This is a genomic window from Pseudomonas poae RE*1-1-14, from assembly GCF_000336465.1.
Taxonomy (GTDB): Bacteria; Pseudomonadota; Gammaproteobacteria; order Pseudomonadales; family Pseudomonadaceae; genus Aquipseudomonas; species Aquipseudomonas poae.
Genome location: NC_020209.1, coordinates 707,644 through 731,759, shown reverse-complemented (window position 1 = coordinate 731,759; position 24,116 = coordinate 707,644). Strand labels below are relative to the sequence as shown.

Below are 24,116 nucleotides of genomic sequence, written 5' to 3'. Positions count from 1 at the left end.
GTCCTCGCGCTGCCTTTTAAAACGCTCATTCGGAACTATGGTGCAGAAATTGCTACTTGAGAGCCGTCTGACACCGTTCAGTAACAGTCCTAAACGCGCCACAAGCGCTTATCTTGGTTTCCAGGGATTACCTAATGAAAAAAGCATTGCTGACCCTTTCTGCACTGGCCCTGTGCATGGCCGCCGGTGTAGCCACGGCCAAGGAATACAAGGAATTGCGTTTTGGTGTGGATCCCTCCTACGCGCCGTTTGAATCCAAAGCGGCCGACGGCAGCCTGGTGGGCTTCGATATCGACCTGGGCAACGCGATCTGCGCGGAGCTGAAGGTCAAGTGCAAATGGGTCGAAAGCGATTTCGACGGCATGATCCCGGGCCTCAACGCCAACAAGTTCGATGGCGTGATTTCGTCGATGACCGTGACTGCAGCCCGCGAAAAGGCGATCGACTTCTCCAATGAGCTGTTCTCGGGCCCGACTTCTCTGGTGTTCAAGAAGGGCGCAGGGTTCTCTACGCCGGAATCCCTCAAGGGCAAATCCGTGGGCTACGAGCAAGGCACTATCCAGGAAGCCTACGCGAAGGCCGTACTCGATAAGGCTGGTGTGACCACCAAGGCCTACGCCAACCAGGACCAGGTGTACGCCGACCTGACCTCCGGTCGTCTGGACGCATCGGTGCAGGACATGCTGCAAGCCGAACTGGGCTTTCTGAAGTCGCCGGCCGGCGCCGGTTACGAAGTCAGCGCAGCCATCGACGACCCGTTGCTGCCGTCGAAAACCGCGATCGGTATCAAAAAAGGTAACAAAGACCTCAAGGCCCTGCTCGATAAAGGTATCAAAGCGTTACACGATGATGGCACCTACGCCACCATCCAGAAGAAACACTTCGGCGACCTGAACCTGTACAGCGGTAAATAACACGCTGGCGCCCATCGCTTTGCGGTGGGCGCTTTTTTATCGCCATAGGTCCTGAATTCATGTTTGAAGATCTTCTGAACACCCTGGGGCTGAGTGCCTTCAGCCTGAAAGGGTTCGGCCCGCTGTTGCTGCAAGGTACGTGGATGACCATCAAATTGTCAGTCGCGTCCCTGGCCGTCAGCGTCCTGCTGGGCCTGCTCGGTGCCAGCGCCAAATTGTCCAGCCTGCGCCTGCTGCGCATTCCCGCCCAGCTCTACACCACCCTGATTCGCGGCGTGCCCGACCTGGTGCTAATGCTGCTGATTTTCTACAGCCTGCAAATCTGGCTGACCGGCCTTACCGATTTCATGGAATGGGACTACATCGAGATCGACCCATTCAGCGCCGGGGTCATCACCCTGGGCTTTATCTACGGTGCGTACTTCACCGAGACGTTTCGCGGCGCAATCCTCGCCGTGCCCCGTGGCCAACTGGAAGCCGCGACCGCCTACGGGCTCAAGCGCGGGCAACGCTTTCGCTACGTGACCTTCCCGCAGATGATGCGCTTTGCCCTGCCAGGCATCGGCAATAACTGGATGGTGATGCTCAAGGCCACCGCGCTGGTGTCGATCATCGGCCTGGCCGACCTGGTCAAGGCCGCTCAGGATGCGGGCAAGAGCACATATCAACTGTTCTATTTCCTGGTCATCGCCGCGTTGATCTACCTGCTGATCACCAGCGCGTCCAACTTCGTCCTGCGTCGTCTTGAACGGCGCTACTCGGCAGGCTCACGGGAGGCAGTGCGATGATCGAGCTCCTGCAGGAATACTGGCGCCCCTTCCTTTATAGCGACGGCCAGCACATCACCGGACTGGCCATGACCCTGTGGCTGCTGAGCGCAGCGCTGGTCATCGGTTTTATCGTGTCGATTCCGTTGTCCATCGCGCGGGTATCACCCAGACGCCGCGTGCGCTGGCCGGTGCAGTTCTACACCTACCTGTTTCGTGGCACGCCGCTGTATATCCAGTTACTGATTTGCTACACCGGCATCTACAGCATCGCGGCGGTACGCGAGCAGCCATTGCTGGGGGCATTCTTTCGCGATGCGATGAACTGCACCATCCTCGCCTTCGCGCTCAATACCTGCGCATACACCACCGAGATTTTCGCCGGGGCCATTCGCAGCATGGCCCACGGTGAAGTCGAGGCCGCCAAGGCCTACGGCCTCAGCGGCTGGAAGTTGTATGCCTATGTGATCATGCCGTCGGCCCTGCGCCGTTCGCTGCCTTACTACAGCAACGAAGTGATTTTGATGCTGCACTCGACCACCGTGGCGTTTACCGCAACAGTGCCGGACATTCTCAAAGTCGCACGGGACGCCAACTCGGCCACCTACATGACCTTTCAATCGTTCGGCATCGCTGCGCTGATCTATCTGACGGTGACCTTCGCCCTGGTCGGTCTGTTTCGATTGGCCGAGCGTCGCTGGCTGGCCTTCCTCGGGCCGAGCCGCTAAGGAGTGTTCATGCGTCATCAGGTACACGATCTGATCGCGCCGATGCCCGGCACGGCGCGGCAGATTCACAGTTTTCACTTCGGCCCGGAACAGGCCGGCGGCAAAATCTATATCCAGTCCTCGCTGCACGCCGACGAGCTGCCGGGCATGCTGGTGGCCTGGCATCTGAAACGGCGTCTGGCCGAGCTGGCGGCGGCCGGGCGCCTGCGCAGCGAAATCGTGCTGGTGCCCATCGCCAATCCGGTCGGCCTGGAACAGGTGGTGATGGACACCCCGCTGGGACGCTACGAACTGGAAAGCGGACAAAACTTCAATCGCCATTTTGTCGACCTCAGTGCGCAGGTTGGTGATCTGATCGAGGCGCTGCTGGACGACGATCCCCGGCGCAATGTGGAGCGGGTGCGCACTGCGCTGTTAAATGCCCTGGCCGAGCAAACCGCTGACACTCAGTTGCAGTCCCAACGCCTGGTGTTGCAACGTTTGGCCTGCGATGCCGACATGGTGCTGGACCTGCATTGCGATTTCGAAGCCGTGGCACACCTGTACACCACGCCCGAGGCCTGGCCGCAGGTGGAGCCGCTGGCACGCTATATAGGCAGCGAAGCCAACCTGCTGGCCACCGACTCGGGCGGGCAGTCCTTCGACGAGTGTTTCACCCTGGTGTGGTGGCAATTGCAGCAACGCTTCGGCGAGCGCTTCCCGCTGCCCATGGGCAGCTTTGCGGTCACCGTCGAGCTGCGCGGCCAGGGTGATGTCAACCATGGCCTGGCCAGCCTCGACTGCCAGGCGATCATCGACTACCTGATGCACTTCGGCGCGATTGCCGGCCAGGCGCCACCGCTGCCCGAGCTACCTTACCCGGCGACTCCGCTGGCGGGCGTGGAACCGGTGGCCACGCCCGTGGGCGGCTTGCTGGTGTACAGCACCCTGCCGGGGGAATACCTGCACGCCGGGCAACTGATCGCCGAGATCATCGACCCCATTACCGACCGCGTAACGCCCGTGCACTGCCGGCACGCTGGCCTGCTTTACGCCCGTTCGCTGCGCCGCATGGCCACCGCCGGGATGGTCATCGGCCATGTCGCAGGCTCCGAGGCCTACCGCAGCGGCTATCTACTTTCGCCTTGAGGATGCACGCCCCATGTACAAACTGACCGTTGAAGGCCTGCATAAAAGCTATGGCGACAATCAAGTGCTCAAAGGCGTCACGCTCAAGGCCAATACCGGTGACGTGATCAGCCTGATCGGCGCCAGCGGCTCGGGCAAGAGCACGTTTTTGCGCTGCATCAACTTTCTGGAAACCCCCGACGACGGCGCCATGACCCTGGACGGCAAGGCGATCCGCATGGTCAGTGACCGTCACGGCATGCGCGTGGCCGACGATGCCGAGTTACAGCGCCTGCGCACGCGGCTGGCGATGGTGTTCCAGCACTTCAACCTGTGGAGCCACATGAGCGTGCTGGAAAACATCACCATGGCCCCGCGCCGGGTGCTGGGTTGCAGCAAAAAGGACGCCGAAGAGCGCGCCCGCCGTTACCTGGACAAGGTCGGCCTGCCGGCGCGGGTGGCCGATCAATACCCGGCCTTTCTCTCCGGCGGCCAGCAACAGCGGGTGGCCATCGCCCGCGCCCTGGCCATGGAGCCGGAAGTGATGCTGTTCGACGAACCCACCTCGGCCCTCGACCCCGAGCTGGTGGGCGAAGTGCTGAAGGTGATCCAGGGCCTGGCCGAGGAAGGCCGCACCATGATCATGGTGACCCACGAGATGAGTTTTGCGCGCAAGGTGTCGAGCCAGGTGCTGTTCCTGCATCAAGGCCGGGTGGAAGAGGAAGGCGCGCCTGACGCAGTACTGGGCAATCCACAGAGCGAGCGCCTGCAGCAATTTTTGAGTGGCAACTTGAAGTAAACCTTTATGCCGCGCGAAGGGTCTGTGCAATAGACCCTTCAGGACGTCAGCTGCCGCATGGCAAAACCCCACGACTTCGCCAGGCAATGGTTCGCCGCCAAGGGTTGGAAGCCCTTCGCGTTTCAGAAAGACGTATGGGCGGCGGTCAAGCAGGGCCGGTCCGGCCTGTTGCACGCCAGCACCGGTGCCGGCAAGACCTACGCGTTGTGGTTTGCCGCGCTTAACCGCCTGGCCATTACCCGCCCGCCCGCCACTGGTAAACGCAAGCCGCCGGCGCAACCCCTGAGCGTGCTGTGGATCACCCCCATGCGTGCGCTCGCCGCTGACACGGCCCGCGCCCTCGAGGCACCGCTGGCCGCCTTGCAGATTCCCTGGAGCGTCGGCCTGCGCACCGGCGACACCAGCAACAGCGAACGCGCCCGCCAGACCCGCCGCCAGCCCACCGCGCTGGTCACCACTCCGGAAAGCCTGACCCTGATGCTCGCCCGCGCCGACAGCGAGACAAGTCTGGGGCACCTGCGCATGGTGATCGTGGATGAGTGGCATGAACTGATCGGCAACAAACGCGGCGTGCAGTTGCAACTGGCGCTGGCCCGCCTGCGGCGCTGGCACCCTGACTTGATCGTATGGGGCATTTCCGCGACTTTGGGCAACCAGGCCCACGCGCTGGAGGTATTGGTCCCACAGGGCGATGGGATCAATGTGCAGGGGCAGACCGCCAAACAGTTGATCATCGACACCCTGTTGCCACCCGTCACCGAACGCTTCCCATGGGCCGGGCATATTGGCTTGAAGATGCTGCCGCAAGTGGTGGCCGAAGTGGACTCGAGCAGCAGTTGTCTGGTGTTCACCAATACCCGCGCGCAATCGGAGATCTGGTACCAGGCCTTGCTGGACGCCCGGCCGGACTGGGCCGGCCTGATCGCCCTGCACCACGGTTCGCTGTCGCGAGAGACGCGTGACTGGGTGGAGCGCGCCTTGAAAGACGGACAGCTCAAGGCCGTGGTGTGTACGTCGAGCCTGGACCTGGGCGTGGATTTTTTACCGGTGGAGCGCGTGCTGCAAATCGGTTCGGCCAAAGGCGTGGCGCGCCTCATGCAGCGTGCCGGGCGCTCCGGCCATGCGCCGGGGCGGCCGTCACGGGTGACGCTGGTGCCGACCCATAGCCTGGAACTGGTCGAGGCCGCAGCGGCGCAAGATGCAATCGCCGCGCGGCGCATCGAAGCGCGGGAATCGCCCCACAAGCCACTGGATGTGCTCGTACAACACTTGGTGAGCATGGCCCTGGGCGGCGGCTTCCTGCCCGATGCCCTGCTCGCGGAAGTCCGTGGCGCCTGGGCGTATCGCGAGCTCACGCAGGAGGACTGGGCCTGGGCGCTAGGCTTTGTGCGCCACGGCGGCCTGTCACTGACCGCCTACCCGGATTACCGCCGCGTGGAGCCGGACGAACAGGGCATCTGGCGCGTGCCCGATGCGCGCCTGGCGCGGCGTCATCGCATGAGCGTGGGCACTATCGTCAGCGATGCGAGTATCCATCTCAAATACTGGAGCAAGGGCGGCGGCGGCAAGAACCTGGGCAGTGTCGAGGAAGGTTTTATAGCGCGACTCAAGCCGGGCGACGGGTTTCTGTTTGCCGGGCGTTTGCTGGAACTGGTGCGCGTGGAGAACATGACCGCCTACGTGCGCCGCAGCAGCGCAAAAAAGGCCGCCGTGCCGCGCTGGAATGGCGGCCGCATGCCGCTTTCCAACGAGCTGGCGAAGGCGGTGGTCGAACGCTTTGACGCCGCGGCACACGGGCGCTTTGACGGCCCCGAGATGCAGGCGGTGCAACCGTTGCTGCAGACCCAATTGCGTTGGTCGGGCCTGCCCACTCACGATCACCTGCTGGCCGAAGCCCTGAAGTCGCGCGAGGGCTGGCATCTGTTTCTTTACCCCTTCGCCGGCCGTCAGGTGCACCTGGGTTTGGCGAGCCTGTTGGCGTGGCGGGTCAGCCAGCAACAGCCGGTGACGTTTTCAATTGCCGTGAACGATTACGGGCTGGAGCTGCTCAGTGCCACCCAAGTGCACTGGCCACGCCTATTGAACGAGGCGCTGCTCAGCCCGGAGAATCTGCTGGCGGACGTAGCTGCAAGCTTGAACGCCGGAGAACTGGCGCTACGCCGCTTTCGCGAAATCGCGCGTATCGCCGGTCTGGTGTTTGCCGGGTATCCGGGGGCGCCAAAAAGCACCCGTCAGGTGCAGGCGTCCAGTGGTTTGTTTTTTGAGGTATTCAAGCAATACGATCCGCATAACTTGCTGCTGACCCAGGCCGGGGAAGAAGTCCTGCGTGATGAGTTGGACATTCGGCGGCTGGAAGAGACGTTGCTGCATTTGTCGTCACTCAAACGCGACCTGCATGTGATCGAGCGGCCTACTCCGCTGGCCTTTCCGCTGCTGGTGGAACGGATGCGCGAGAGCATGAGTTCGGAAAAACTGTCGGAGCGCATTGCGCGGATGGTCAAGGACCTGGAAAAAGTCGCGGATAACAGGAAAGGTTGATGTATTGCTCAGTGACGCTTGAGGGTGAGGAATTATGGTTGCTGGCGGACAAGGCGGTGTACTGGCCGGCCCGCCGTACCTTGCTGATTGCGGATGCGCATTTTGGCAAGGCGTCAGCCTATCGCAGCCTGGGGCAGCCGGTGCCCCAAGGGACCACCACGGCCAATTTGCAGAGGCTGGACCGCGTGCTGGATGGGTTTGCCTGCGAACAGGTGATCTTTCTGGGTGACTTCCTGCATGGTCCAGGCTCCCACGCCAGTGGAACACTGGGCGCGTTAAGGGCCTGGCGTGATCGCAAACCGGATCTGGCCATGACGCTGATCCGCGGCAATCACGATAAACGTGCGGGCGATCCACCTGTCGATCTACGCATTGAGGTGGTCACTGAACCGCTGCTGATGGGCCCCTTCGCTCTGCAACACGAGCCGGACGTCCATCCCAGCCACCACGTACTGGCAGGGCATGTGCACCCGGTGTATCGATTGCGCGGCAAGGGCCGGCAGAGCCTGCGCCTGCCGTGCTTTTTGCTGGGCACACAGGTCAGCCTTCTACCGGCGTTCGGCGCTTTTACTGGCGGTTATGCAGTCGATCATGACGTTGATCGCCGATTGTTTGTGATCGGCGATCATGAGGTATGGCCCGTTCAGTAAAGCACTGGCTGGCCGCGCATCTATCAGGCGACAGGTGCGGGCGGTGGCTCATCCGGGAGGACGGGCTCGCCTGGCTCGGTCGGCTGAGGATAATCAGGTTCAGGTTGGCCGGGAATACCACCCGCGTGAGCAGGGTTGGCCATCAGGGACCAGGCTAAAACGCCAATCTGGTTGGGTTCGAGCCGGGCAAGTTCAGCGCTGATTCGCGGGTCAATCTTCATAAGGTACTCCTCAAGCGTGGCTCGGCGCGCTTTACACGCACCGAGGCAGTACACCCAATAGAGTCGTTTCTTACAGACTAATTCCCTTAACGTGTAAGACCTTTCGATCAAGCGCGTGGGAGAGTGACACCACGCTGGCCCTGATACTTGCCGCCACGGTCCTTGTAGGACACTTCACAGGCCTCATCGGACTGCAGGAACAGCATCTGCGCGACACCCTCATTCGCGTAGATTTTCGCCGGCAGCGTGGTGGTGTTGGAGAACTCCAGGGTCACGTGCCCTTCCCATTCCGGCTCCAGCGGCGTCACGTTGACGATAATGCCGCAACGCGCGTAGGTGCTTTTGCCCAGGCAGATGGTCAATACGTCGCGGGGGATACGGAAGAACTCCACGGTGCGTGCCAGGGCGAAAGAGTTGGGCGGAATGATGCACACGTCGCTCTTGATATCGACGAAGCTCTTTTCGTCGAAGTTCTTTGGATCGACAGTGGCTGAATTGATGTTGGTGAACACCTTGAATTCATCGGCGCAACGCACGTCGTAGCCGTAGCTGGAAACACCGTACGAGATCACGCGGTCATTGCCTTCGCCACGGATCTGGCGCTCGACGAAGGGTTCGATCATGCCGTGTTCTTGCGCCATGCGGCGAATCCACTTGTCCGATTTGATGCTCATGGCGGGTGTCCTGAATAGCGAGGTAGAAAAAATGCTGTGGGGCATCTTACCGGGGCCGACGACGGGGTTCAAAGGGCGCGGGGCATTTCTTCGCGGATGTGCGCGTCGCTGCAAGCCACAGCCAGTGGGGCTGGGGCCGGGCCACCGTGCGAGGGCGCTGAAAATAGCGCCGCCAGTCACGAATTTATAGAAACCTGTGGAAATACCATTGGCACGTTCCGGAAAAACGGTTAAGGTGGCGTCACTGTGTTGCTTGTGTCACTGAGAATCTCTACACGATATGTTGAATTTCGATCCAACCATCTCCAAGAATTTTTCCTGCTCTTTGCACTCAGTCTCGGCCAGGGCTTTTCCTGAGTCGCAGTTAACTTTGTTCAAGGAGTTACACCATGTCTAATCGCCAAACTGGTACCGTTAAGTGGTTCAACGATGAAAAAGGCTTCGGCTTCATCACTCCACAATCCGGTGACGACCTGTTCGTTCACTTCAAAGCTATCCAATCCGACGGCTTCAAAAGCCTGAAAGAAGGCCAACAGGTTTCTTTCATCGCTACCCGCGGTCAGAAAGGCATGCAAGCTGAAGAAGTTCAAGTTATCTAACTTGTACTGACTCAGTCGAAAAAACCCCGCCCTTAAAAGCGGGGTTTTTTTATGCCCGCAATTTGACCTTTACCTCATGAATACCGCGCACAAAAAAATGTGGGAGGAAGCTCACTCCCGATAGCGGTGGCACAGTCGGTACATCCGGTGACTGACTCACTGCAATCGGGAGCAAGCCCCCTCCCACATCTTGTATTGCGTTACTACTGGAACAACGACTCACTCGACAAGCCGTTCTTCTCCAGGATCTCACGCAAGCGCTTGAGGCCCTCCACCTGGATCTGCCGCACCCGCTCGCGCGTCAGGCCAATCTCCAGGCCCACGTCTTCCAGGGTGCTGCTCTCATGGCCACGCAGACCAAAGCGGCGAATCACCACCTCACGCTGCTTGTCCGTAAGCTCGGACAGCCACTGATCGATGCTTTGCGAAAGATCATCGTCCTGCAACAGCTCGCAGGGATCTGTCGGACGGTCATCGGTCAGGGTATCCAGCAGGGTTTTATCCGAATCCGGACCCAGCGAGACATCGACCGAAGACACCCGCTCATTGAGGCCCAGCATGCGCTTGACCTCCGCCACCGGCTTCTCGAGCAGATTGGCGATTTCTTCAGGCGAAGGTTCATGATCGAGTTTTTGCGTCAGCTCACGCGCCGCCCGCAGGTAGACGTTGAGTTCCTTGACCACATGGATCGGCAAACGGATTGTACGGGTCTGATTCATGATCGCCCGTTCGATGGTCTGGCGAATCCACCAGGTGGCATAGGTGGAAAAACGAAAGCCCCGCTCGGGGTCGAACTTCTCCACCGCGCGAATCAGGCCGAGGTTGCCCTCCTCGATCAGATCCAACAACGACAGCCCACGATTGACATAACGTCGGGCGATTTTCACCACCAGTCGCAGGTTGCTTTCAATCATGCGCTTGCGCCCGGCCGGATCACCTTTTTGCGACAAGCGCGCAAAGTGAACTTCTTCTTCGGGGGTCAACAGAGGGGAAAAGCCGATTTCATTGAGGTACAGCTGCGTCGCATCGAGCGCCCGCGTGTAGTCAATGTACTTGTGTTGCTTTAATGCGGAGGAGTTCTTGGATTTGGTACGAACTGAAGGTGTTGCAGGTCCCTCATTCGACATCGATTCCATAGCGATATCGGTCTCCATCAGGAGAACCTCATCGTCGATGTCAAACTCCGGCGCTTCTTTACTGAGAGCCATTGTTATAGTCCTTTGGTGAGTTCGACCTCAAGCTCAAGCGGCGCCTTTATCCTTGGCAACGCTGGAGCCTGTTCCTTCTACGCGAGGGAACAGGCTGGTAACACATCAACGACGGGGTAGGAATTGCAGCGGATCGACGGGCTTCCCTTGACGGCGAATCTCAAAATGCAGTTTCACCCGGTCTGTCCCCGTTGACCCCATTTCAGCAATCGTCTGTCCCACCTTGACCTGCTGCCCCTCCCGAACCAACAGCCTGCGGTTGTGACCGTAAGCACTGACGTAGGTGTCACTGTGCTTGATGATGACCAGCTCGCCGTAGCCCCGCAAACCACTCCCGGCGTAAACCACTGTCCCATCAGACGCAGCTAAAACAGGCTGTCCCAAATCCCCGGCGATATCAATGCCTTTATTCAAACTACCGTTTGAAGAGAATTTTCCAATTAACACCCCGTTTGAGGGCCATCCCCAGCCCTTCGGAGCGGGGCCCGCCGGGGGCAGTGGCGCGGGTGCAGGCCTGTTTGCGACAGTCGGTGCCGCAGTGCCGGCAGGTCGGGTGGTAACGGTGGTCCTGCTGGAGGAGGACGCCGAAGAACCACTGCTTGTCACCACGGACACGGGCGCGGAACCGCTGCGGCCATCGAAGCGAATCGTCTGTCCCGGATGAATGGTATAGGGCACGGGAATATTGTTACGAGCTGCGAGTGCCTTGTAATCCCAGCCATAACGGAAGGCGATGGAGAACATCGTATCGCCCTTTCGCACCACATATTGCCCGGTGGTAACCGTAGGTTTCTGCGGCACCGCCTTGGTACGATCAACGACACGTGCGCCGCCGCTTGGCGTGCTGGAGCAGGCTGCCAGTAACGAACTCAAGACAAGGCCAAGCACCAGTCGCTGAAAGCTAGTTTTACTCATACGCTGCGCAAGACCTGTGAGACTCACCCGCCGCTCCCTTTGATGGTGGCTGAACATGAATGCCTGTATCAGGCTTGAAAGATGCCGCAAGTATAACTGGGCATTGGTGTTTTACCGCCAACGCCTGATCATCGTGATTCGATGGACCCCGCCGTAAGACACATCCCATGCAATGGAATTCACTGACCGTCAATAAATGATCAGGCCAGCGGGCCATTGAGCAGCGGCACAAAGCGCACCGCCCCAAGCACGTGCCGGGAAAAGCCGTCGTCCTCACGGATAATCAGCATCAATTGCTGTACTTCACCGGCCCCCACCGGGATCACCAGACGGCCACCGGGGGCCAGTTGATCAAGCAATGCCTGCGGAATATCCGTGGCTACGGCCGTAACGATAATGCCGTTGTAAGGCGCCAACGCAGGCCAGCCTTCCCAGCCGTCGCCCCAGCGAAACACCACGTTGCGCAGATTCAACTCAACCAGACGCTCCTTGGCACGGTCCTGCAACACCTTGATGCGCTCCACCGAGAACACTCGCTCCACCAGCTGCGACAGCACGGCAGTCTGGTAGCCCGAACCAGTGCCGATCTCCAGCACCTTGTCCAGCGGGCCCGCCGCCAGCAACAGCTCGCTCATGCGCGCAACCATGTAAGGCTGGGAAATGGTCTGGTTATGGCCGATCGGCAACGCGGTGTCTTCGTACGCGCGGTGTGCCAGGGCCTCATCGACAAACAAATGACGAGGTGTGCGTCGAATCACTTCCAGCACCTGGGCGTTGGACAGGCCTTCTTCATACAGGCGCTGGATCAAACGCTCGCGGGTGCGCTGGGAGGTCATCCCGATGCCGCGACGCAGCAGGTCGTCCTGTTCACGAGCCATCAGCGCAACCCCTCCAGCCAGCCATCGAGACGACTGAAGGCATCACTGAAGGTGCGATCAAATTGCAACGGGGTAATCGAAACATAACCTTGCATCACCGCATGAAAGTCCGTGCCTTCGCCACCGTCTTCGGCATCGCCGGCTGCGGCAATCCAGTAACCTTCCTTGCCACGCGGATCGACCACCTTCAGCGGCGCTGCGGCGCGGGCTCGATGGCCCAGTCGCGTGAGTCGGATACCGCGGATATGGTCGAGGGGCAAGTTGGGAATATTGACATTGAGCACCGTGCGCGGCGGCAGGTCGAGGCAAGCGTGCGCCTCGACCAGCTTGCGCGCGAAATGGGCGGCCGTGGGCAGGTTGTCCAGTTGGCGCGACGCCAGGGAGAACGCAAATGAGGTTCGCCCGAGGAAACGCCCCTCGAGCGCCGCGCCGACGGTGCCGGAATACAGCACATCGTCACCCAGGTTGGCGCCCAGGTTGATGCCCGACACGATCAGGTCCGGCTGCTGCTGCAGCAGGCTGTTGATCGCCAGGTGCACGCAATCGGTGGGCGTACCGTTCACGCTGATAAAGCCATTGGCGAGGACGTGCGGGTGCAGCGGACGGTCAAGTGTCAGCGAACAGCTGGCACCACTTTTGTCCTGGTCGGGGGCAACCACCACGCACTCGGCGTAATCCGCCAGCGCAGCATGAAGCGCGGCGAGGCCGGGTGCGGTGGCACCGTCATCGTTTGATATCAGAATACGCATGGGCTGTCCGTCTGCCCCACCGGCACCAGATCAACAAGCTCGCGCACCAAGACAGTGGCGAAGCATCCGGCCGGCAGGACGAATTCCAATTGCAGAATGTCAGGCCGGGGATAATGCCACGTCAACCCGCCAATGGGCAGCCGCAGAATGCGACGTTCCTGGCTCATTCCGGCATTCACCAGCCAATCACGCAGGTCAGCTTCGCCGGCGGCGACAGATTGTTCCAGCTCATAAGTAAGACCTTTCGCCGGAGAGTCACCCTCGCCCCACTGCGGGCCGGTGGGGTGCAGGTCCAGGATGGCCAGGCGCGGGTCGCTGCATTCAGCCTCCCCCGCCGGAAAAAAACTGCGACTGTCGGTAAACGCGAGCAAGTCGCCAACCTGCGCACGCTGCCAGGAACCGTCCGCCACGCGGGCGGCCAGCACTTTGTTGAAGAGAAAACTGCGGGCAGTGGAGAGCAACCGCGAGCGCACAGCGCGTTGCTCAGGAAGGGCCTTGCGCGCAGCCCATTCACGAGCATCCACGACGTTGCCGCCGTTGTGGCCAAAGCGCTGGGTGCCGAAATAATTGGGAATACCGTGCCGGGAAATCAGTTGCAGCCGCGCGTCGATGGCGGCGGTGTCACCGGCCAGTTGCGTCAGGCGCAGGGTAAAACCGTTGGCCGAATGGGCACCGCGCTGCAATTTGCGCTTGTGGCGTTTCATTTCCAGGATCTTGAGGGTTTCATTTTGCGCACCGCTCATGTCCGGGTCGGCCTTGCCGGGCAGCTGCACGCTGAACCATTGGCGGGTAAGCGCCTGGCGGTCCTTGAGCCCGGCGTAGCTGACAGTGCGCAGCGGCACACCCGCCGCCTTGGCGATGCGCCGCGCCGCCTCTTCGGTATTCAGGCCGCGTTTTTCCACCCACAACCACAGGTGTTCGCCGTCGCCGCTCAGCGGAATATCCAGCACCTCATCGACCTGGAAGTCTTCGGCAGTGGCCTTCAGGACCGCGCTGCCCAGCGCCTCACCATAAGCACGCGGGCCCAACAATTGCAGTTCATTCATGCGCGCAGCAACAAGGCGACAGAGTGCACCGCAATGCCCTCTTCACGACCGGTAAACCCGAGCTTTTCGGTGGTGGTGGCTTTCACGTTCACTTGATCCAGTTCTATGTGCAGGTCGGCGGCGATCAGCGCGCGCATCGATTCGATGTGGGGTGCCATTTTCGGTGCCTGGGCCACGATGGTGTTGTCGACATTGCCGACCTTCCAGCCTCTGGCGTGGATAAGTCCCACCACATGGCGCAGCAACACACGACTGTCCGCGCCCTTGAAGGTCGGGTCGGTGTCCGGAAAGTGCTTGCCGATATCGCCCAGTGCCGCCGCGCCGAGCAAAGCATCGCTCAGGGCATGCAACAGCACATCGCCGTCGGAATGGGCCAGCAACCCGTGGTGATGTGCAATTTGCACGCCGCCCAGGGTGATGAACTCGCCTTCAGCGAAACGGTGCACATCGTAGCCGTGGCCAATACGCATAAAAAAACGCCCCGATTTAATTCAGGGCGTGATTCTACCTACTTTTGCCGCAGATTAACCGAGCAAAGCGCGTCCGTGATGGCGCAAGTGATCTTCGATGAAACTGGCGATAAAGAAGTAGCTGTGGTCGTAACCCGGTTGCAGACGCAGTTCCAGTGGATGGTTGGCCGCTCTGGCCGCCTGCTGCAAGGCTTCGGGCTTGAGCTGATCGGCGAGGAAGTCGTCGCGGTCGCCCTGGTCTACCAATAGCGGCAGCTTTTCCGACGCTTCGCTGATCAGCACGCAGGCATCCCACTCGCGCCACTTGGCGCGCTCTTCGCCCAGGTAACGGGAGAAGGCTTTTTGCCCCCAGGGGCAATCCATCGGGTTGTTGATCGGCGAAAACGCCGACACCGATTGGTAACGACCGGGGTTGCGCAGTGCGCACACCAGCGCACCGTGTCCGCCCATGGAGTGACCGCTGATGCTGCGCTTGTCCGAAGCCGGGAAATGCGCCTCGACCAATGCCGGCAATTCCTGCACCACGTAGTCATGCATCCGATAATGCCGGGCCCAGGGCTGCTGGGTGGCATTCAGGTAGAAACCGGCGCCCAGGCCGAAATCCCAGGCATTCTCCGGATCATCCGGCACGCCCGGCCCACGCGGGCTGGTGTCGGGCGCGACGATGATCAAACCCAGCTCGGCCGCCATGCGCTGGGCGCCGGCCTTTTGCATGAAGTTCTCGTCGGTGCAGGTCAGGCCGGACAGCCAGTACAGCACCGGCAGCTTGCCGCCCTGCTCCGCCTGCGGTGGCAGGTAGACGGCAAAGGTCATGTCGCAATCGAGCACAGCCGAATGATGCTTGTAGCGTTTATGCCAGCCGCCGAAGCTCTTCTGGCAGGACAGGTTTTCCAGACTCATGGCCGACCTCAGAAGTGGATGACGGTACGAATGCTCTTGCCTTCATGCATCAGATCAAACGCTTTGTTGATGTCTTCCAGGCCCATGGTGTGGGTGATGAACGTATCCAGCGGGATCTCGCCGGTCTGGGCCATTTCCACATAGCTTGGCAACTCGCTGCGCCCACGCACGCCGCCGAACGCCGAACCACGCCAGACGCGACCGGTCACCAGTTGAAACGGGCGCGTGGCGATTTCCTGGCCCGCACCGGCCACACCGATGATCACCGACTCACCCCAGCCTTTGTGGCAGCATTCGAGAGCGGCGCGCATCAGTTGCACATTGCCGATGCACTCGAAGGAGAAGTCGACGCCGCCGTCGGTCAAGTCGACAATCACGTCCTGGATCGGGCGGTCGTAGTCTTTCGGGTTGATGCACTCGGTGGCGCCCAGTTGCTTGGCGATTTCAAACTTGGCCGGGTTGATGTCGATGGCGATGATGCGCCCGGCCTTGGCCTTGGCCGCGCCGATGACCGCCGACAAGCCAATGCCGCCCAGACCAAAGATGGCCACGGTGTCGCCCGGCTTGACCTTGGCGGTGTTGAGTACGGCGCCAATACCGGTGGTCACGCCACAGCCCAGCAGGCAGACTTTTTCCAGCGGCGCTTCTTTAGGAATTTTCGCGACAGAGATTTCCGGCAGCACGGTGTACTCGGAGAACGTCGAGGTGCCCATGTAGTGGAAAATCTGCTGACCCTTGTAGGAAAAACGCGTGGTGCCATCGGGCATCAGGCCCTTGCCCTGGGTGGAACGAATGGCCTGGCACAGGTTGGTCTTGCCCGACTTGCAGAATTTGCACTGGCCGCATTCCGGGGTGTACAGCGGGATCACGTGATCGCCCACGGCCACCGAGGTCACGCCTTCGCCAATGGCTTCAACCACCGCACCGCCTTCATGGCCGAGGATCGACGGGAAGATGCCTTCCGGGTCCGCGCCCGACAGGGTGTAAGCGTCGGTGTGGCACACGCCGGAGGCGACCACCCGCAACAGCACTTCGCCAGCCTTGGGCATGGCGACATCCACTTCAACGATCTCCAGGGGTTTGTTGGCTTCGAAGGCTACGGCGGCGCGGGATTTGATCATCCGGGTTTCTCCAAGGGATTTAAAACTAAGGCAGTGAGTGTAAATCATGGTTCTTTGATTAATAATCCGGACCAAAGCAAAACTTTATTGCTGCACAGGGATAATCAAATGCTGGAGAACCGCTGGGAAGGTATCGACGAGTTCGTGGCGGTGGCCGAGTGCAGCCAGTTCACGGCGGCGGCCGAGCGGCTGGGCGTGTCCTCATCCCATATAAGCAGGCAAGTGGCGCGCCTGGAAGAGCGCCTGCAAACGCGGTTGCTGTACCGCAGTACGCGCAAGGTGACCCTGACCGAAGCTGGCCAGACCTTCCTGCAGCATTGCCAGCGCCTGCAAGACGGTCGCGAGGAAGCTCTGCGCGCGGTCGGCGATCTGGCCAGCGAACCCAAGGGCATGCTGCGCATGACCTGCGCGGTGGCCTATGGCGAGCGGTTTATCGTGCCGCTGGTGACGCGCTTCATGGGCCTGTATCCGCAGTTGCGCGTGGATATCGAACTGAGCAACCGACAGCTGGACCTGGTGCATGAAGGCATGGACCTGGCGATCCGTCTCGGCCGCCTGCAGGACTCGCGCATGGTCGCCAGCCGCCTGGCACCGCGACGCATGTATGTATGCGCATCACCGTCCTACCTCGCGCGGTATGGTCGGCCACACAGCTTGTCGGAATTGAGTCGGCATAACTGCCTGATCGGCAGTTCGGACATCTGGCAACTGGCCCAGGACGGGCGCGAATTTTCCCAACGGGTTCAGGGAAACTGGCGCTGCAACAGTGGGCAGGCGGTGCTGGACGCAGCGTTGCAGGGGGTGGGGTTGTGTCAGTTGCCGGATTATTACGTGCTCGAGCACTTGTACAGCGGCGCGCTGGTGTCGCTGCTTGAGGCACATCAGCCACCCAATACGGCGGTGTGGGGGCTGTATCCGCAGCAGCGGCATTTGTCGCCCAAGGTGCGCAAGCTGGTGGATTTCTTGAAGGAGGGGCTGGCGGGGAGGCCGGAATACAGCCAGTGAGTCTGCGTTGACTGCACCGTCCTCATCGCAGGCAAGCCAGCTCCCACGCTTGATCGCAGTCATTGCAGGCACCTCGGTCAAATGTGGGAGCTGGCTTGCCTGCGATAAAGGCGACTCGGTTTAACTGCTATCTACGATTGGCCCATCGCAACCTGAGCCACTCCAGATCCTCTGGCCGAGTCACCTTGATATTGTCCGAGCGCCCCTCGATCAATCGCGGTGCCTGACCCGACCATTCCATCGCCGACGCTTCATCGGTAATCACCGCATCCGCCACCAGACTGTCAGCCAGGGCACGATGCAAAGCGCCCAGGCGGAACATCTGCGGCGTGTACGCCTGCCAGATCAGGCTGCGATCGACGGTCTCCACCACCCGCCCCTGCTTGTCTGCGCGCTTGAGGGTATCGCGCGCGGGCACCGCCAGCAGGCCGCCCACCGGGTCATCCGCCAGCTCGGCCAGTAACGTATCGAGGTCGTCGCGGCTGAGGTTGGGCCTTGCCGCATCGTGCACCAGCACCCAATCCTCATCGCCGGCCCCCAGGGCATTGAGTTGCAGCAACGCATTGAGCACCGAACCGGAGCGCTCCGAACCACCGTCCGCACGCTGGATACGCGGGTCGGCAGCGCAGGCAAGGCCAGGCCAATAAGGATCATCAGGAGCAAGACTGACCACCAGGCCTTTGAGCATCGGGTGATCGAGAAAACAGCCGAGGCTGTGTTCGAGAATAGTGCGTCCGCCCAGTTGCAAGTATTGCTTGGGACGGTCCGCAGCCATACGGGCACCAACGCCCGCAGCGGGGATCACGGCCCAGAAGGCCGGCAAACGCTGAGTCATTGGGCCAGCTGGTAGAGGGTCTCGCCCTCCTTGACCATACCCAATTCATGACGAGCCCGTTCTTCAACGGTCTCCGTGCCTTTTTTCAGCTCGAGCACTTCGGCATCGAGGACGCGATTGCGCTCCAGCAGGATTTCGTTTTCGGCGTGCTGTGCAGCAATTTGCTCAGTCAGGTCTTTTACCTGCGCAAAGCTGCCATTACCCACCCATAGGCGGTACTGCAGGCCAGCCAGCAACAAGAGCAAGACGAGGAACAACCAATTGGGACTGCGCATCGAATATCGGGTATCCAGTGAAAAAAGACCGCCATGCAAAACTTTTGCAGCAACTGACAGCACGAAGCCTGGAAAAACCAGGCTTGTGCTAGATGGCCAACAGATTAACGTCGAAATTCACTTTGTCGTGAGTTTTCCGACGCAATCCGTCGACTTTTTACTATTTTTAACCCGTTAACGGTCAGCCGCGAAACTCGCCGCGACCGTTGTACTTGGCTTTACCTGCCAGTTGCTCTTCGATACGCAGCAATTGGTTGTACTTGGAAACACGGTCGGAACGGCACAGGGAGCCGGTCTTGATCTGGCCAGCCGAGGTGCCCACGGCCAGATCGGCAATGGTCGAATCTTCGGTTTCGCCGGAGCGGTGAGAGATCACGGCGGTGTAGCCCGCAGCCTTGGCCATCTGGATGGCTTCCAGGGTTTCGGTCAGGGTGCCGATCTGGTTGAACTTGATCAGGATCGAGTTGGCAATCTTCTTGTCGATGCCCTCTTTCAGGATCTTGGTGTTGGTCACGAACAAATCGTCGCCCACCAACTGGACTTTCTCGCCGATCTTGTCGGTGAGGATCTTCCAGCCGTCCCAGTCGGACTCGTCCAGGCCGTCTTCGATGGAGATGATCGGGTAGCGCTGGGTCAGGCCCTTGAGGTAGTCAGCAAAACCTTCGGAGTTGAAGACCTGGCCTTCGCCCGACAGGTTGTACTTGCCGTCTTCATAGAATTCGCTGGCGGCGCAGTCCAGAGCCAGGGTCACGTCGGTGCCCAGGGTGTAACCGGCGTTGGCCACGGCTTCGGAGATCACTTTCAGTGCATCTTCGTTGGACGCCAGGTTCGGCGCGAAACCACCTTCGTCACCCACTGCGGTGCTCAGGCCACGGGCCTTCAGTACAGCCTTGAGGTGGTGGAAAATTTCGGTGCCCATGCGCAGGCCTTCGGAGAAGGTCTTGGCGCCAACCGGCTGCACCATGAATTCCTGGATGTCGACGTTGTTGTCCGCGTGCTCGCCGCCGTTGATGATGTTCATCATCGGCACCGGCATGGAGTACACACCCGGGGTGCCGTTCAGGTTGGCGATGTGGGCGTACAACGGCAGGTCCTGGTCCTGGGCAGCGGCCTTGGCGGCGGCCAGGGATACAGCGAGGATGGCGTTGGCACCCAGGCTGCCTTTGTTTTCGGTGCCGTCGAGCTGGATCATCGCGTGGTCCAAGGCTTTCTGGTCCAGCGGATCCTTGCTCAGCAGCAGATCACGGATCGGGCCATTGATGTTGGCTACCGCCTTGAGTACACCCTTGCCAAGGTAACGGCTCTTGTCGCCATCGCGCAGTTCCAGCGCTTCGCGCGAACCGGTAGAAGCACCGGACGGCGCGCAGGCGCTGCCGATGATGCCGTTATCGAGAAGCACGTCGGCTTCGACGGTGGGGTTGCCACGGGAGTCGAGAACTTCACGACCTTTGATGTCGACGATTTTTGCCATTGTTGTGAACACTCCAAAGTTGACGAAAACGACGCAGCTGAAGGAAATCTTTTGACCGACCGCAAGGGTGGAACAACAGGGCAGGCTTGCAGACGACAAGGCTCAGGCACGCATGCCTGAGCATAAAGCGTGGGAAAGTCTACCGGAGAAATGCCGCTTACGCGGTTTCTACCGTCGCAAATCCCTTGACCAGTTCGTCCAGTTGCTTGAGCTGAGCCAGGAACGGCTCCAGCTTGTCCAGGCGCAGGGCACAGGGGCCATCGCACTTGGCGTTGTCAGGATCCGGATGAGCTTCCAGGAACAGGCCGGCCAGGGACTGGCTGATGCCTGCCTTGGCCAGGTCCAGCACCTGGGCACGTCGTCCGCCAGCGGAATCGGCGCGACCACCGGGCATTTGCAGCGCGTGGGTCACGTCGAAAAACACTGGGTATTCGAACTGTTTCATGATGCCGAAACCGAGCATGTCCACCACGAGGTTGTTGTAGCCGAAGCTCGAACCGCGCTCGCAGAGGATCAACTGGTCGTTACCCGCTTCGACGCACTTGTTCAGGATGTGTTTCATTTCCTGGGGAGCGAGGAATTGGGCTTTCTTGATATTGATCACGGCGCCGGTCTTGGCCATGGCGACCACCAGGTCGGTCTGGCGCGACAGGAAAGCCGGCAACTGGATGATGTCGCACACCTCGGCGACCACGGCAGCTTGTTCAGGCTCGTGAACGTCGGTGATGATCGGCACGCCGAAGGCTTGCTTGATGTCCTGGAAGATCCGCATACCTTCTTCAAGGCCCGGGCCGCGATAGGAGGTCACCGACGAACGGTTGGCCTTGTCGAAGCTGGCCTTGAACACGTAAGGGATGCCGAGTTTCTGGGTGACCTTTACGTACTCTTCACAGACCTGCATCGCCATGTCACGGCTTTCGAGCACGTTCATGCCGCCGAACAGCACCATGGGCTTGTCGTTGGCAATTTCGATATCGCCTACGCGGATGATCTTCTGGGCCATCAGGGTTACGCCTTCTTCTGATGTTGCGTCAGTGCGGCTTTGACGAAACCGCTGAACAATGGGTGACCATCGCGGGGTGTCGAGGTGAACTCGGGGTGGAACTGGCACGCCACGAACCACGGATGATCCGGCGCCTCGACCACTTCAACCAGCTTGCCGTCACCGGAGCGACCGGAGATTTTCAGGCCGGCCTCTTTGATTTGCGGCAGCAGGTTGTTGTTCACTTCGTAGCGGTGACGGTGACGCTCGACGATCACATCCTTGCCGTAGCAATCGTGAACCAGCGAACCGGCTTCCAACAGGCAGTCCTGCGCACCGAGGCGCATGGTGCCGCCCAGGTCGGAAGTTTCGGTACGGGTTTCGACAGCGCCGGTGGCATCTTCCCACTCGGTGATCAGGCCCACGACCGGATGGCCGCTGGTGTGATCGAACTCGGTGGAGTTGGCGTCTTTCCAGCCCAGCACGTTACGGGCGAACTCGATAACGGCCACCTGCATGCCCAGGCAGATGCCCAGGTATGGCACCTTGTTTTCGCGCGCGTATTGCACGGCGGTGATCTTGCCTTCCACGCCACGCAGACCGAAGCCCCCAGGGACGAGGATCGCGTCGACCCCTTCGAGCAGCGCAGTGCCCTGGTTCTCGATGTCTTCGGAGTCGATGTAGCGCAGGTTGACCTTGGTACGGTTGCTGATACCGGCGTGGCTCATCGCTTCGATCAGCGACTTGTACGCGTCCAGCAGCTCCATGTACTTGCCGACCATGGCGATGGTGACTTCGTGCTCAGGGTTGAGCTTGGCGTCGACCACCGCGCCCCACTCGGAGAGGTCCGCGCCATTGCACTGCAGGCCGAAACGCTCGACCACAAAATCGTCCAGGCCCTGCGAGTGCAGGATGCCCGGGATCTTGTAGATGGTGTCGGCGTCTTCCAGGGCAATGACCGCACGTTCTTCAACGTTGGTGAATTGCGCGATCTTGCGACGCGAGGAAATGTCGATCGGGTGATCGGAGCGGCAGACCAGCACGTCCGGCTGCAGGCCGATGGAACGCAGTTCCTTGACCGAGTGCTGGGTAGGCTTGGTTTTGGTTTCGCCGGCAGTGGCGATGTACGGCACCAATGTGAGGTGCATCAGCATCGCGCGCTTGGCGCCGACTTCGAAACGCAACTGGCGGATGGCTTCGAGGAACGGTTGGGATTCGATGTCACCCACGGTGCCGCCGATCTCGACCATCGCCACGTCGGCATCGCCTGCGCCCTTGATGATGCGGCGCTTGATTTCGTCGGTGATGTGCGGGATGACCTGGATGGTTGCACCCAGATAGTCACCACGGCGCTCCTTGCGCAGCACGTGCTCGTAGACGCGGCCGGTGGTGAAGTTGTTGTTCTGGGTCATGGTCGTGCGGATGAACCGCTCGTAGTGGCCCAGGTCCAGATCGGTTTCGGCGCCGTCGTGAGTGACGAACACTTCACCGTGCTGGAACGGGCTCATGGTGCCCGGGTCGACGTTGATGTACGGGTCCAGCTTGAGCATGGTGACTTTAAGCCCCCGCGCCTCCAGGATGGCCGCCAATGAAGCGGAGGCAATGCCTTTCCCCAATGAAGAAACAACACCGCCCGTGACGAATATGTAGCGCGTCATGAAAAACCCTAGAAGTCTGCGTTAAAGCGGTCCGAGCCGCCGGGGAAAGCGAAGAGAGGCCGAAGCCCCCGATCACCTGCATTAATCACAGTGCACCTTTCAAAAAAACCGCCGCGTGGTGACAGACCAGCAATGGAACACCGGTACGTTGATCGCTACACATTTTTTGGAATCGCCCAGCAAAGACTGCTTGGTAATCGGCAACCGCTGCGATTCAGGCGAATCCACAGAAGTTGTATCAAGAAGGGAGCGTAGTCTACCGGAAAGGCTCTATCAGCTCAAACCTTGATCGCAGCTCTGTGGCACCCAATGCAGTTGCCAGTTATCCGGCGAACTTGCCCATAGCCCGGTCAGGGCGGGGACAGCCAGCAATCGCCCTCCTTGATACAGCAGCGGCAATCTGCCACGCATGAACCCCGGCAACCCACTTTCATTGAGCAAGCGCTTGAGGTCACGCCTGCCTCGACCTGGCACTTCCATGACTTCACCGCCCTGGCGATAGCGGATTTCCAGCGGTCCCTCTGGCGGGGTGCCCTCACACCACACACGGCCATTACCGGGTAACTCTAGTGGGTTCTGCGGGAGTGGCCAGCTAAACGGCGCGTCGGAAAATTCCGAATAAGTGGAAGGCAGCCACCATATGCGCTCGCCACAGCGGTGCAACTCACCGTCGGCCAGCCGCCAAAGCGGCTGTGCGTCGCCTTTGGCGTCGCGCAGGGAATTCCACCCCGCCCAATGGTCGCTGTCGGGCAAGCGAGTGAGCGGAGCGAGCCAGTGACGCAGGGCGTTGCGCTGGCGCGCATCGGAAAGCGCCTGCAAGGGGCCAAGCACCAGCGATGGCAGTGGCAGCCAGGTAAAGGGTGAAGTGCCACCGGCGGCTTGCAGGTCGATCTGCGCCAATTCATCCAGCAAGCCCTGGGCTTCGCCCAATTGCTCGCCGCTGCGGGCCAGGCTTGAAACCGCTTGTGGCCAACGCTGCGTCAGCGCCGGGAAGACTTGGTGGCGCAGGTAATTGCGCGAAAAGCGTGGATCGGCATTGGAAGGGTCTTCGATCCACCTCAATTGATGCTCGGCTGCGTAGGCTTCCAGCTCGGCGCGTGAGACATCCAGCAGCGGCCGCACCAGACAGCCTCGTGCCAATGGACGATAAGCGGGCATGGCAGCAAGCCCTCGCACACCGGCGCCGCGCAGCAACCGGAACAACAGGGTTTCGGCCTGATCGTCACGGTGCTGGCCGGTCACCAACACCTCCCCGGCCCCGAGTACCCCGCCGAACGCCTGATAGCGTGCATCCCGCGCCGCGCGCTCAAGGCTTGCGCCGGGTTGAACCTGCACGCGGATCACTCGCAAGGGCACGCCCAGGCTGTCGCAGACCGACTGACAATGACTCGGCCAGGCATCAGCAACAACTTGCAGACCATGGTGAACATGAATTGCGTGCAGGGAGGGCAAGGTTTGGTGTTTTGCGAGGGAGGCCAGCAGGTGCAGCAGAACGCTAGAATCAAGCCCGCCGGAGAAAGCGATGTGCCAGGCCGGGGCGTTGCGCCAGGGGGCGAGGGTTTGCAGGAGTTTGGCGATCAAGGTGGGCTCCCCTCTGGAATGCGAG

25 protein-coding genes are annotated in these 24,116 nt (G+C 60.5%); 9 read left to right on the top strand and 16 right to left on the bottom strand.

From position 1 onward, the window contains the following. The first annotated feature begins 134 nt into the window (after positions 1-134). The 7 genes from H045_RS03335 to pdeM are packed head-to-tail and all read left to right on the top strand — an operon-like array spanning position 135 to position 7,503. Positions 135-914: a transporter substrate-binding domain-containing protein gene (locus tag H045_RS03335; RefSeq protein ID WP_003231167.1), complete on the top strand. Its 780-nt coding sequence runs from the start codon at positions 135-137 to the stop codon at positions 912-914. Positions 915-973: 59 nt separating this feature from the next. Continuing rightward, complete coding sequence (locus tag H045_RS03330; protein WP_003231168.1) at positions 974-1,702, top strand: ABC transporter permease; 729 nt, start codon at positions 974-976, stop codon at positions 1,700-1,702. Then, positions 1,699-2,409, top strand: coding sequence for an ABC transporter permease (locus tag H045_RS03325; protein WP_003231170.1), 711 nt, complete (start codon positions 1,699-1,701; stop codon positions 2,407-2,409). Before H045_RS03330 ends, H045_RS03325 begins: the two co-directional genes overlap by 4 nt. Before the next feature lie 9 nt (positions 2,410-2,418). Beyond that, a complete protein-coding gene (locus H045_RS03320; protein WP_015371421.1) occupies positions 2,419-3,537 on the top strand; it encodes a succinylglutamate desuccinylase/aspartoacylase family protein in 1,119 nt (372 codons plus the stop codon). Between the two features lie 13 nt (positions 3,538-3,550). Further along, positions 3,551-4,315, top strand: a complete 765-nt coding sequence (locus H045_RS03315; RefSeq protein ID WP_003231173.1) for an ABC transporter ATP-binding protein — start codon at positions 3,551-3,553, stop codon at positions 4,313-4,315. 57 nt (positions 4,316-4,372) lie between these two features. Next, the gene (locus H045_RS03310) at positions 4,373-6,853 is read left to right on the top strand and encodes a ligase-associated DNA damage response DEXH box helicase (protein WP_015371420.1); all 2,481 of its coding nucleotides are present in this window, start codon (positions 4,373-4,375) and stop codon (positions 6,851-6,853) included. Then, positions 6,853-7,503 (top strand): ligase-associated DNA damage response endonuclease PdeM, encoded by a 651-nt coding sequence (pdeM, locus tag H045_RS03305; protein WP_015371419.1) that lies wholly within the window; start codon positions 6,853-6,855, stop codon positions 7,501-7,503. Before H045_RS03310 ends, pdeM begins: the two co-directional genes overlap by 1 nt. 23 nt (positions 7,504-7,526) lie before the next feature. Here pdeM and H045_RS24295 read toward each other — a convergent pair whose 3' ends face one another. Together H045_RS24295 and dcd are read right to left on the bottom strand one after the other, a co-directional pair. Beyond that, a complete protein-coding gene (locus tag H045_RS24295) occupies positions 7,527-7,724 on the bottom strand; it encodes a hypothetical protein (RefSeq protein ID WP_003231179.1) in 198 nt (65 codons plus the stop codon). Positions 7,725-7,831: 107 nt separating this feature from the next. Further along, on the bottom strand, positions 7,832-8,398 hold the full coding sequence (gene dcd, locus H045_RS03300) for a dCTP deaminase (RefSeq protein ID WP_003231181.1): 567 nt from the start codon (positions 8,396-8,398) through the stop codon (positions 7,832-7,834). 389 nt (positions 8,399-8,787) lie between these two features. Here dcd and H045_RS03295 point away from each other — a divergent pair, with 389 nt between their 5' ends. Further along, positions 8,788-8,997, top strand: a complete 210-nt coding sequence (locus H045_RS03295) for a cold-shock protein (protein ID WP_002554837.1) — start codon at positions 8,788-8,790, stop codon at positions 8,995-8,997. Positions 8,998-9,200: 203 nt separating this feature from the next. Here H045_RS03295 and rpoS read toward each other — a convergent pair whose 3' ends face one another. The 8 genes from rpoS to H045_RS03255 all read right to left on the bottom strand — a co-directional run bounded on the left by rpoS (position 9,201) and on the right by H045_RS03255 (position 16,284). Further along, positions 9,201-10,205, bottom strand: coding sequence for an RNA polymerase sigma factor RpoS (gene rpoS, locus H045_RS03290; RefSeq protein ID WP_003231183.1), 1,005 nt, complete (start codon positions 10,203-10,205; stop codon positions 9,201-9,203). 105 nt (positions 10,206-10,310) lie between these two features. Further along, the gene (locus H045_RS03285; protein ID WP_032869946.1) at positions 10,311-11,147 is read right to left on the bottom strand and encodes a peptidoglycan DD-metalloendopeptidase family protein; all 837 of its coding nucleotides are present in this window, start codon (positions 11,145-11,147) and stop codon (positions 10,311-10,313) included. Positions 11,148-11,320: 173 nt separating this feature from the next. Continuing rightward, positions 11,321-11,956, bottom strand: a complete 636-nt coding sequence (locus H045_RS03280) for a protein-L-isoaspartate(D-aspartate) O-methyltransferase (RefSeq protein WP_003231185.1) — start codon at positions 11,954-11,956, stop codon at positions 11,321-11,323. 41 nt (positions 11,957-11,997) lie between these two features. Then, on the bottom strand, positions 11,998-12,747 hold the full coding sequence (gene surE / locus H045_RS03275) for a 5'/3'-nucleotidase SurE (protein ID WP_003231188.1): 750 nt from the start codon (positions 12,745-12,747) through the stop codon (positions 11,998-12,000). Beyond that, on the bottom strand, positions 12,735-13,793 hold the full coding sequence (truD, locus tag H045_RS03270) for a tRNA pseudouridine(13) synthase TruD (protein WP_015371418.1): 1,059 nt from the start codon (positions 13,791-13,793) through the stop codon (positions 12,735-12,737). The genes surE and truD overlap by 13 nt, the downstream gene beginning before the upstream one ends. After that, positions 13,790-14,263 carry a 2-C-methyl-D-erythritol 2,4-cyclodiphosphate synthase gene (gene ispF / locus H045_RS03265; protein WP_003231192.1) on the bottom strand — a complete coding sequence of 158 codons (474 nt, stop codon included), beginning with the start codon at positions 14,261-14,263 and terminating at the stop codon, positions 13,790-13,792. Before ispF ends, truD begins: the two co-directional genes overlap by 4 nt. 54 nt (positions 14,264-14,317) lie before the next feature. After that, positions 14,318-15,163, bottom strand: coding sequence for an S-formylglutathione hydrolase (gene fghA / locus H045_RS03260; RefSeq protein WP_015371417.1), 846 nt, complete (start codon positions 15,161-15,163; stop codon positions 14,318-14,320). An 8-nt stretch (positions 15,164-15,171) separates the two neighbouring features. Continuing rightward, a complete protein-coding gene (locus H045_RS03255) occupies positions 15,172-16,284 on the bottom strand; it encodes an S-(hydroxymethyl)glutathione dehydrogenase/class III alcohol dehydrogenase (protein WP_015371416.1) in 1,113 nt (370 codons plus the stop codon). Between the two features lie 108 nt (positions 16,285-16,392). Between H045_RS03255 and H045_RS03250 the strand changes: the two genes are divergently transcribed. Beyond that, the gene (locus H045_RS03250; protein WP_015371415.1) at positions 16,393-17,289 is read left to right on the top strand and encodes a LysR substrate-binding domain-containing protein; all 897 of its coding nucleotides are present in this window, start codon (positions 16,393-16,395) and stop codon (positions 17,287-17,289) included. Between the two features lie 127 nt (positions 17,290-17,416). Here H045_RS03250 and ispD read toward each other — a convergent pair whose 3' ends face one another. From ispD to tilS, 6 genes are all read right to left on the bottom strand, one after another. Continuing rightward, positions 17,417-18,124, bottom strand: coding sequence for a 2-C-methyl-D-erythritol 4-phosphate cytidylyltransferase (gene ispD, locus H045_RS03245; protein WP_003231199.1), 708 nt, complete (start codon positions 18,122-18,124; stop codon positions 17,417-17,419). Further along, entirely contained in the window at positions 18,121-18,399 is a 279-nt protein-coding gene (ftsB, locus tag H045_RS03240) for a cell division protein FtsB (protein WP_003231201.1), read from the bottom strand. Before ftsB ends, ispD begins: the two co-directional genes overlap by 4 nt. A 181-nt stretch (positions 18,400-18,580) precedes the next feature. After that, positions 18,581-19,870 carry a phosphopyruvate hydratase gene (gene eno / locus H045_RS03235; RefSeq protein ID WP_015371414.1) on the bottom strand — a complete coding sequence of 430 codons (1,290 nt, stop codon included), beginning with the start codon at positions 19,868-19,870 and terminating at the stop codon, positions 18,581-18,583. A gap of 157 nt (positions 19,871-20,027) precedes the next feature. Beyond that, positions 20,028-20,873: a 3-deoxy-8-phosphooctulonate synthase gene (kdsA, locus tag H045_RS03230; protein WP_003231204.1), complete on the bottom strand. Its 846-nt coding sequence runs from the start codon at positions 20,871-20,873 to the stop codon at positions 20,028-20,030. A gap of 5 nt (positions 20,874-20,878) precedes the next feature. Then, on the bottom strand, positions 20,879-22,510 hold the full coding sequence (locus H045_RS03225) for a CTP synthase (RefSeq protein WP_015371413.1): 1,632 nt from the start codon (positions 22,508-22,510) through the stop codon (positions 20,879-20,881). Between the two features lie 273 nt (positions 22,511-22,783). Then, complete coding sequence (gene tilS, locus H045_RS03220) at positions 22,784-24,091, bottom strand: tRNA lysidine(34) synthetase TilS (protein ID WP_015371412.1); 1,308 nt, start codon at positions 24,089-24,091, stop codon at positions 22,784-22,786. Between the last annotated feature and the right edge of the window lie 25 nt (positions 24,092-24,116).

What these genes read in the sequence shown, in the direction of transcription:
- ispD (WP_003231199.1), bottom strand. Translation starts at nt 18,124, where the DNA reads ATGACTCAGCGTTTGCCGGCCTTCTGGGCCGTGATCCCCGCTGCGGGC.
- H045_RS03250 (WP_015371415.1), top strand. Translation starts at nt 16,393, where the DNA reads ATGCTGGAGAACCGCTGGGAAGGTATCGACGAGTTCGTGGCGGTGGCC.
- H045_RS03335 (WP_003231167.1), top strand. Translation starts at nt 135, where the DNA reads ATGAAAAAAGCATTGCTGACCCTTTCTGCACTGGCCCTGTGCATGGCC.
- fghA (WP_015371417.1), bottom strand. Translation starts at nt 15,163, where the DNA reads ATGAGTCTGGAAAACCTGTCCTGCCAGAAGAGCTTCGGCGGCTGGCAT.
- H045_RS03295 (WP_002554837.1), top strand. Translation starts at nt 8,788, where the DNA reads ATGTCTAATCGCCAAACTGGTACCGTTAAGTGGTTCAACGATGAAAAA.
- ftsB (WP_003231201.1), bottom strand. Translation starts at nt 18,399, where the DNA reads ATGCGCAGTCCCAATTGGTTGTTCCTCGTCTTGCTCTTGTTGCTGGCT.
- H045_RS03330 (WP_003231168.1), top strand. Translation starts at nt 974, where the DNA reads ATGTTTGAAGATCTTCTGAACACCCTGGGGCTGAGTGCCTTCAGCCTG.
- H045_RS03325 (WP_003231170.1), top strand. Translation starts at nt 1,699, where the DNA reads ATGATCGAGCTCCTGCAGGAATACTGGCGCCCCTTCCTTTATAGCGAC.
- H045_RS03310 (WP_015371420.1), top strand. Translation starts at nt 4,373, where the DNA reads ATGGCAAAACCCCACGACTTCGCCAGGCAATGGTTCGCCGCCAAGGGT.
- rpoS (WP_003231183.1), bottom strand. Translation starts at nt 10,205, where the DNA reads ATGGCTCTCAGTAAAGAAGCGCCGGAGTTTGACATCGACGATGAGGTT.
- truD (WP_015371418.1), bottom strand. Translation starts at nt 13,793, where the DNA reads ATGAATGAACTGCAATTGTTGGGCCCGCGTGCTTATGGTGAGGCGCTG.
- dcd (WP_003231181.1), bottom strand. Translation starts at nt 8,398, where the DNA reads ATGAGCATCAAATCGGACAAGTGGATTCGCCGCATGGCGCAAGAACAC.
- kdsA (WP_003231204.1), bottom strand. Translation starts at nt 20,873, where the DNA reads ATGGCCCAGAAGATCATCCGCGTAGGCGATATCGAAATTGCCAACGAC.
- eno (WP_015371414.1), bottom strand. Translation starts at nt 19,870, where the DNA reads ATGGCAAAAATCGTCGACATCAAAGGTCGTGAAGTTCTCGACTCCCGT.
- ispF (WP_003231192.1), bottom strand. Translation starts at nt 14,263, where the DNA reads ATGCGTATTGGCCACGGCTACGATGTGCACCGTTTCGCTGAAGGCGAG.
- H045_RS24295 (WP_003231179.1), bottom strand. Translation starts at nt 7,724, where the DNA reads ATGAAGATTGACCCGCGAATCAGCGCTGAACTTGCCCGGCTCGAACCC.
- pdeM (WP_015371419.1), top strand. Translation starts at nt 6,853, where the DNA reads ATGTATTGCTCAGTGACGCTTGAGGGTGAGGAATTATGGTTGCTGGCG.
- H045_RS03320 (WP_015371421.1), top strand. Translation starts at nt 2,419, where the DNA reads ATGCGTCATCAGGTACACGATCTGATCGCGCCGATGCCCGGCACGGCG.
- H045_RS03225 (WP_015371413.1), bottom strand. Translation starts at nt 22,510, where the DNA reads ATGACGCGCTACATATTCGTCACGGGCGGTGTTGTTTCTTCATTGGGG.
- surE (WP_003231188.1), bottom strand. Translation starts at nt 12,747, where the DNA reads ATGCGTATTCTGATATCAAACGATGACGGTGCCACCGCACCCGGCCTC.
- H045_RS03280 (WP_003231185.1), bottom strand. Translation starts at nt 11,956, where the DNA reads ATGACCTCCCAGCGCACCCGCGAGCGTTTGATCCAGCGCCTGTATGAA.
- H045_RS03255 (WP_015371416.1), bottom strand. Translation starts at nt 16,284, where the DNA reads ATGATCAAATCCCGCGCCGCCGTAGCCTTCGAAGCCAACAAACCCCTG.
- H045_RS03315 (WP_003231173.1), top strand. Translation starts at nt 3,551, where the DNA reads ATGTACAAACTGACCGTTGAAGGCCTGCATAAAAGCTATGGCGACAAT.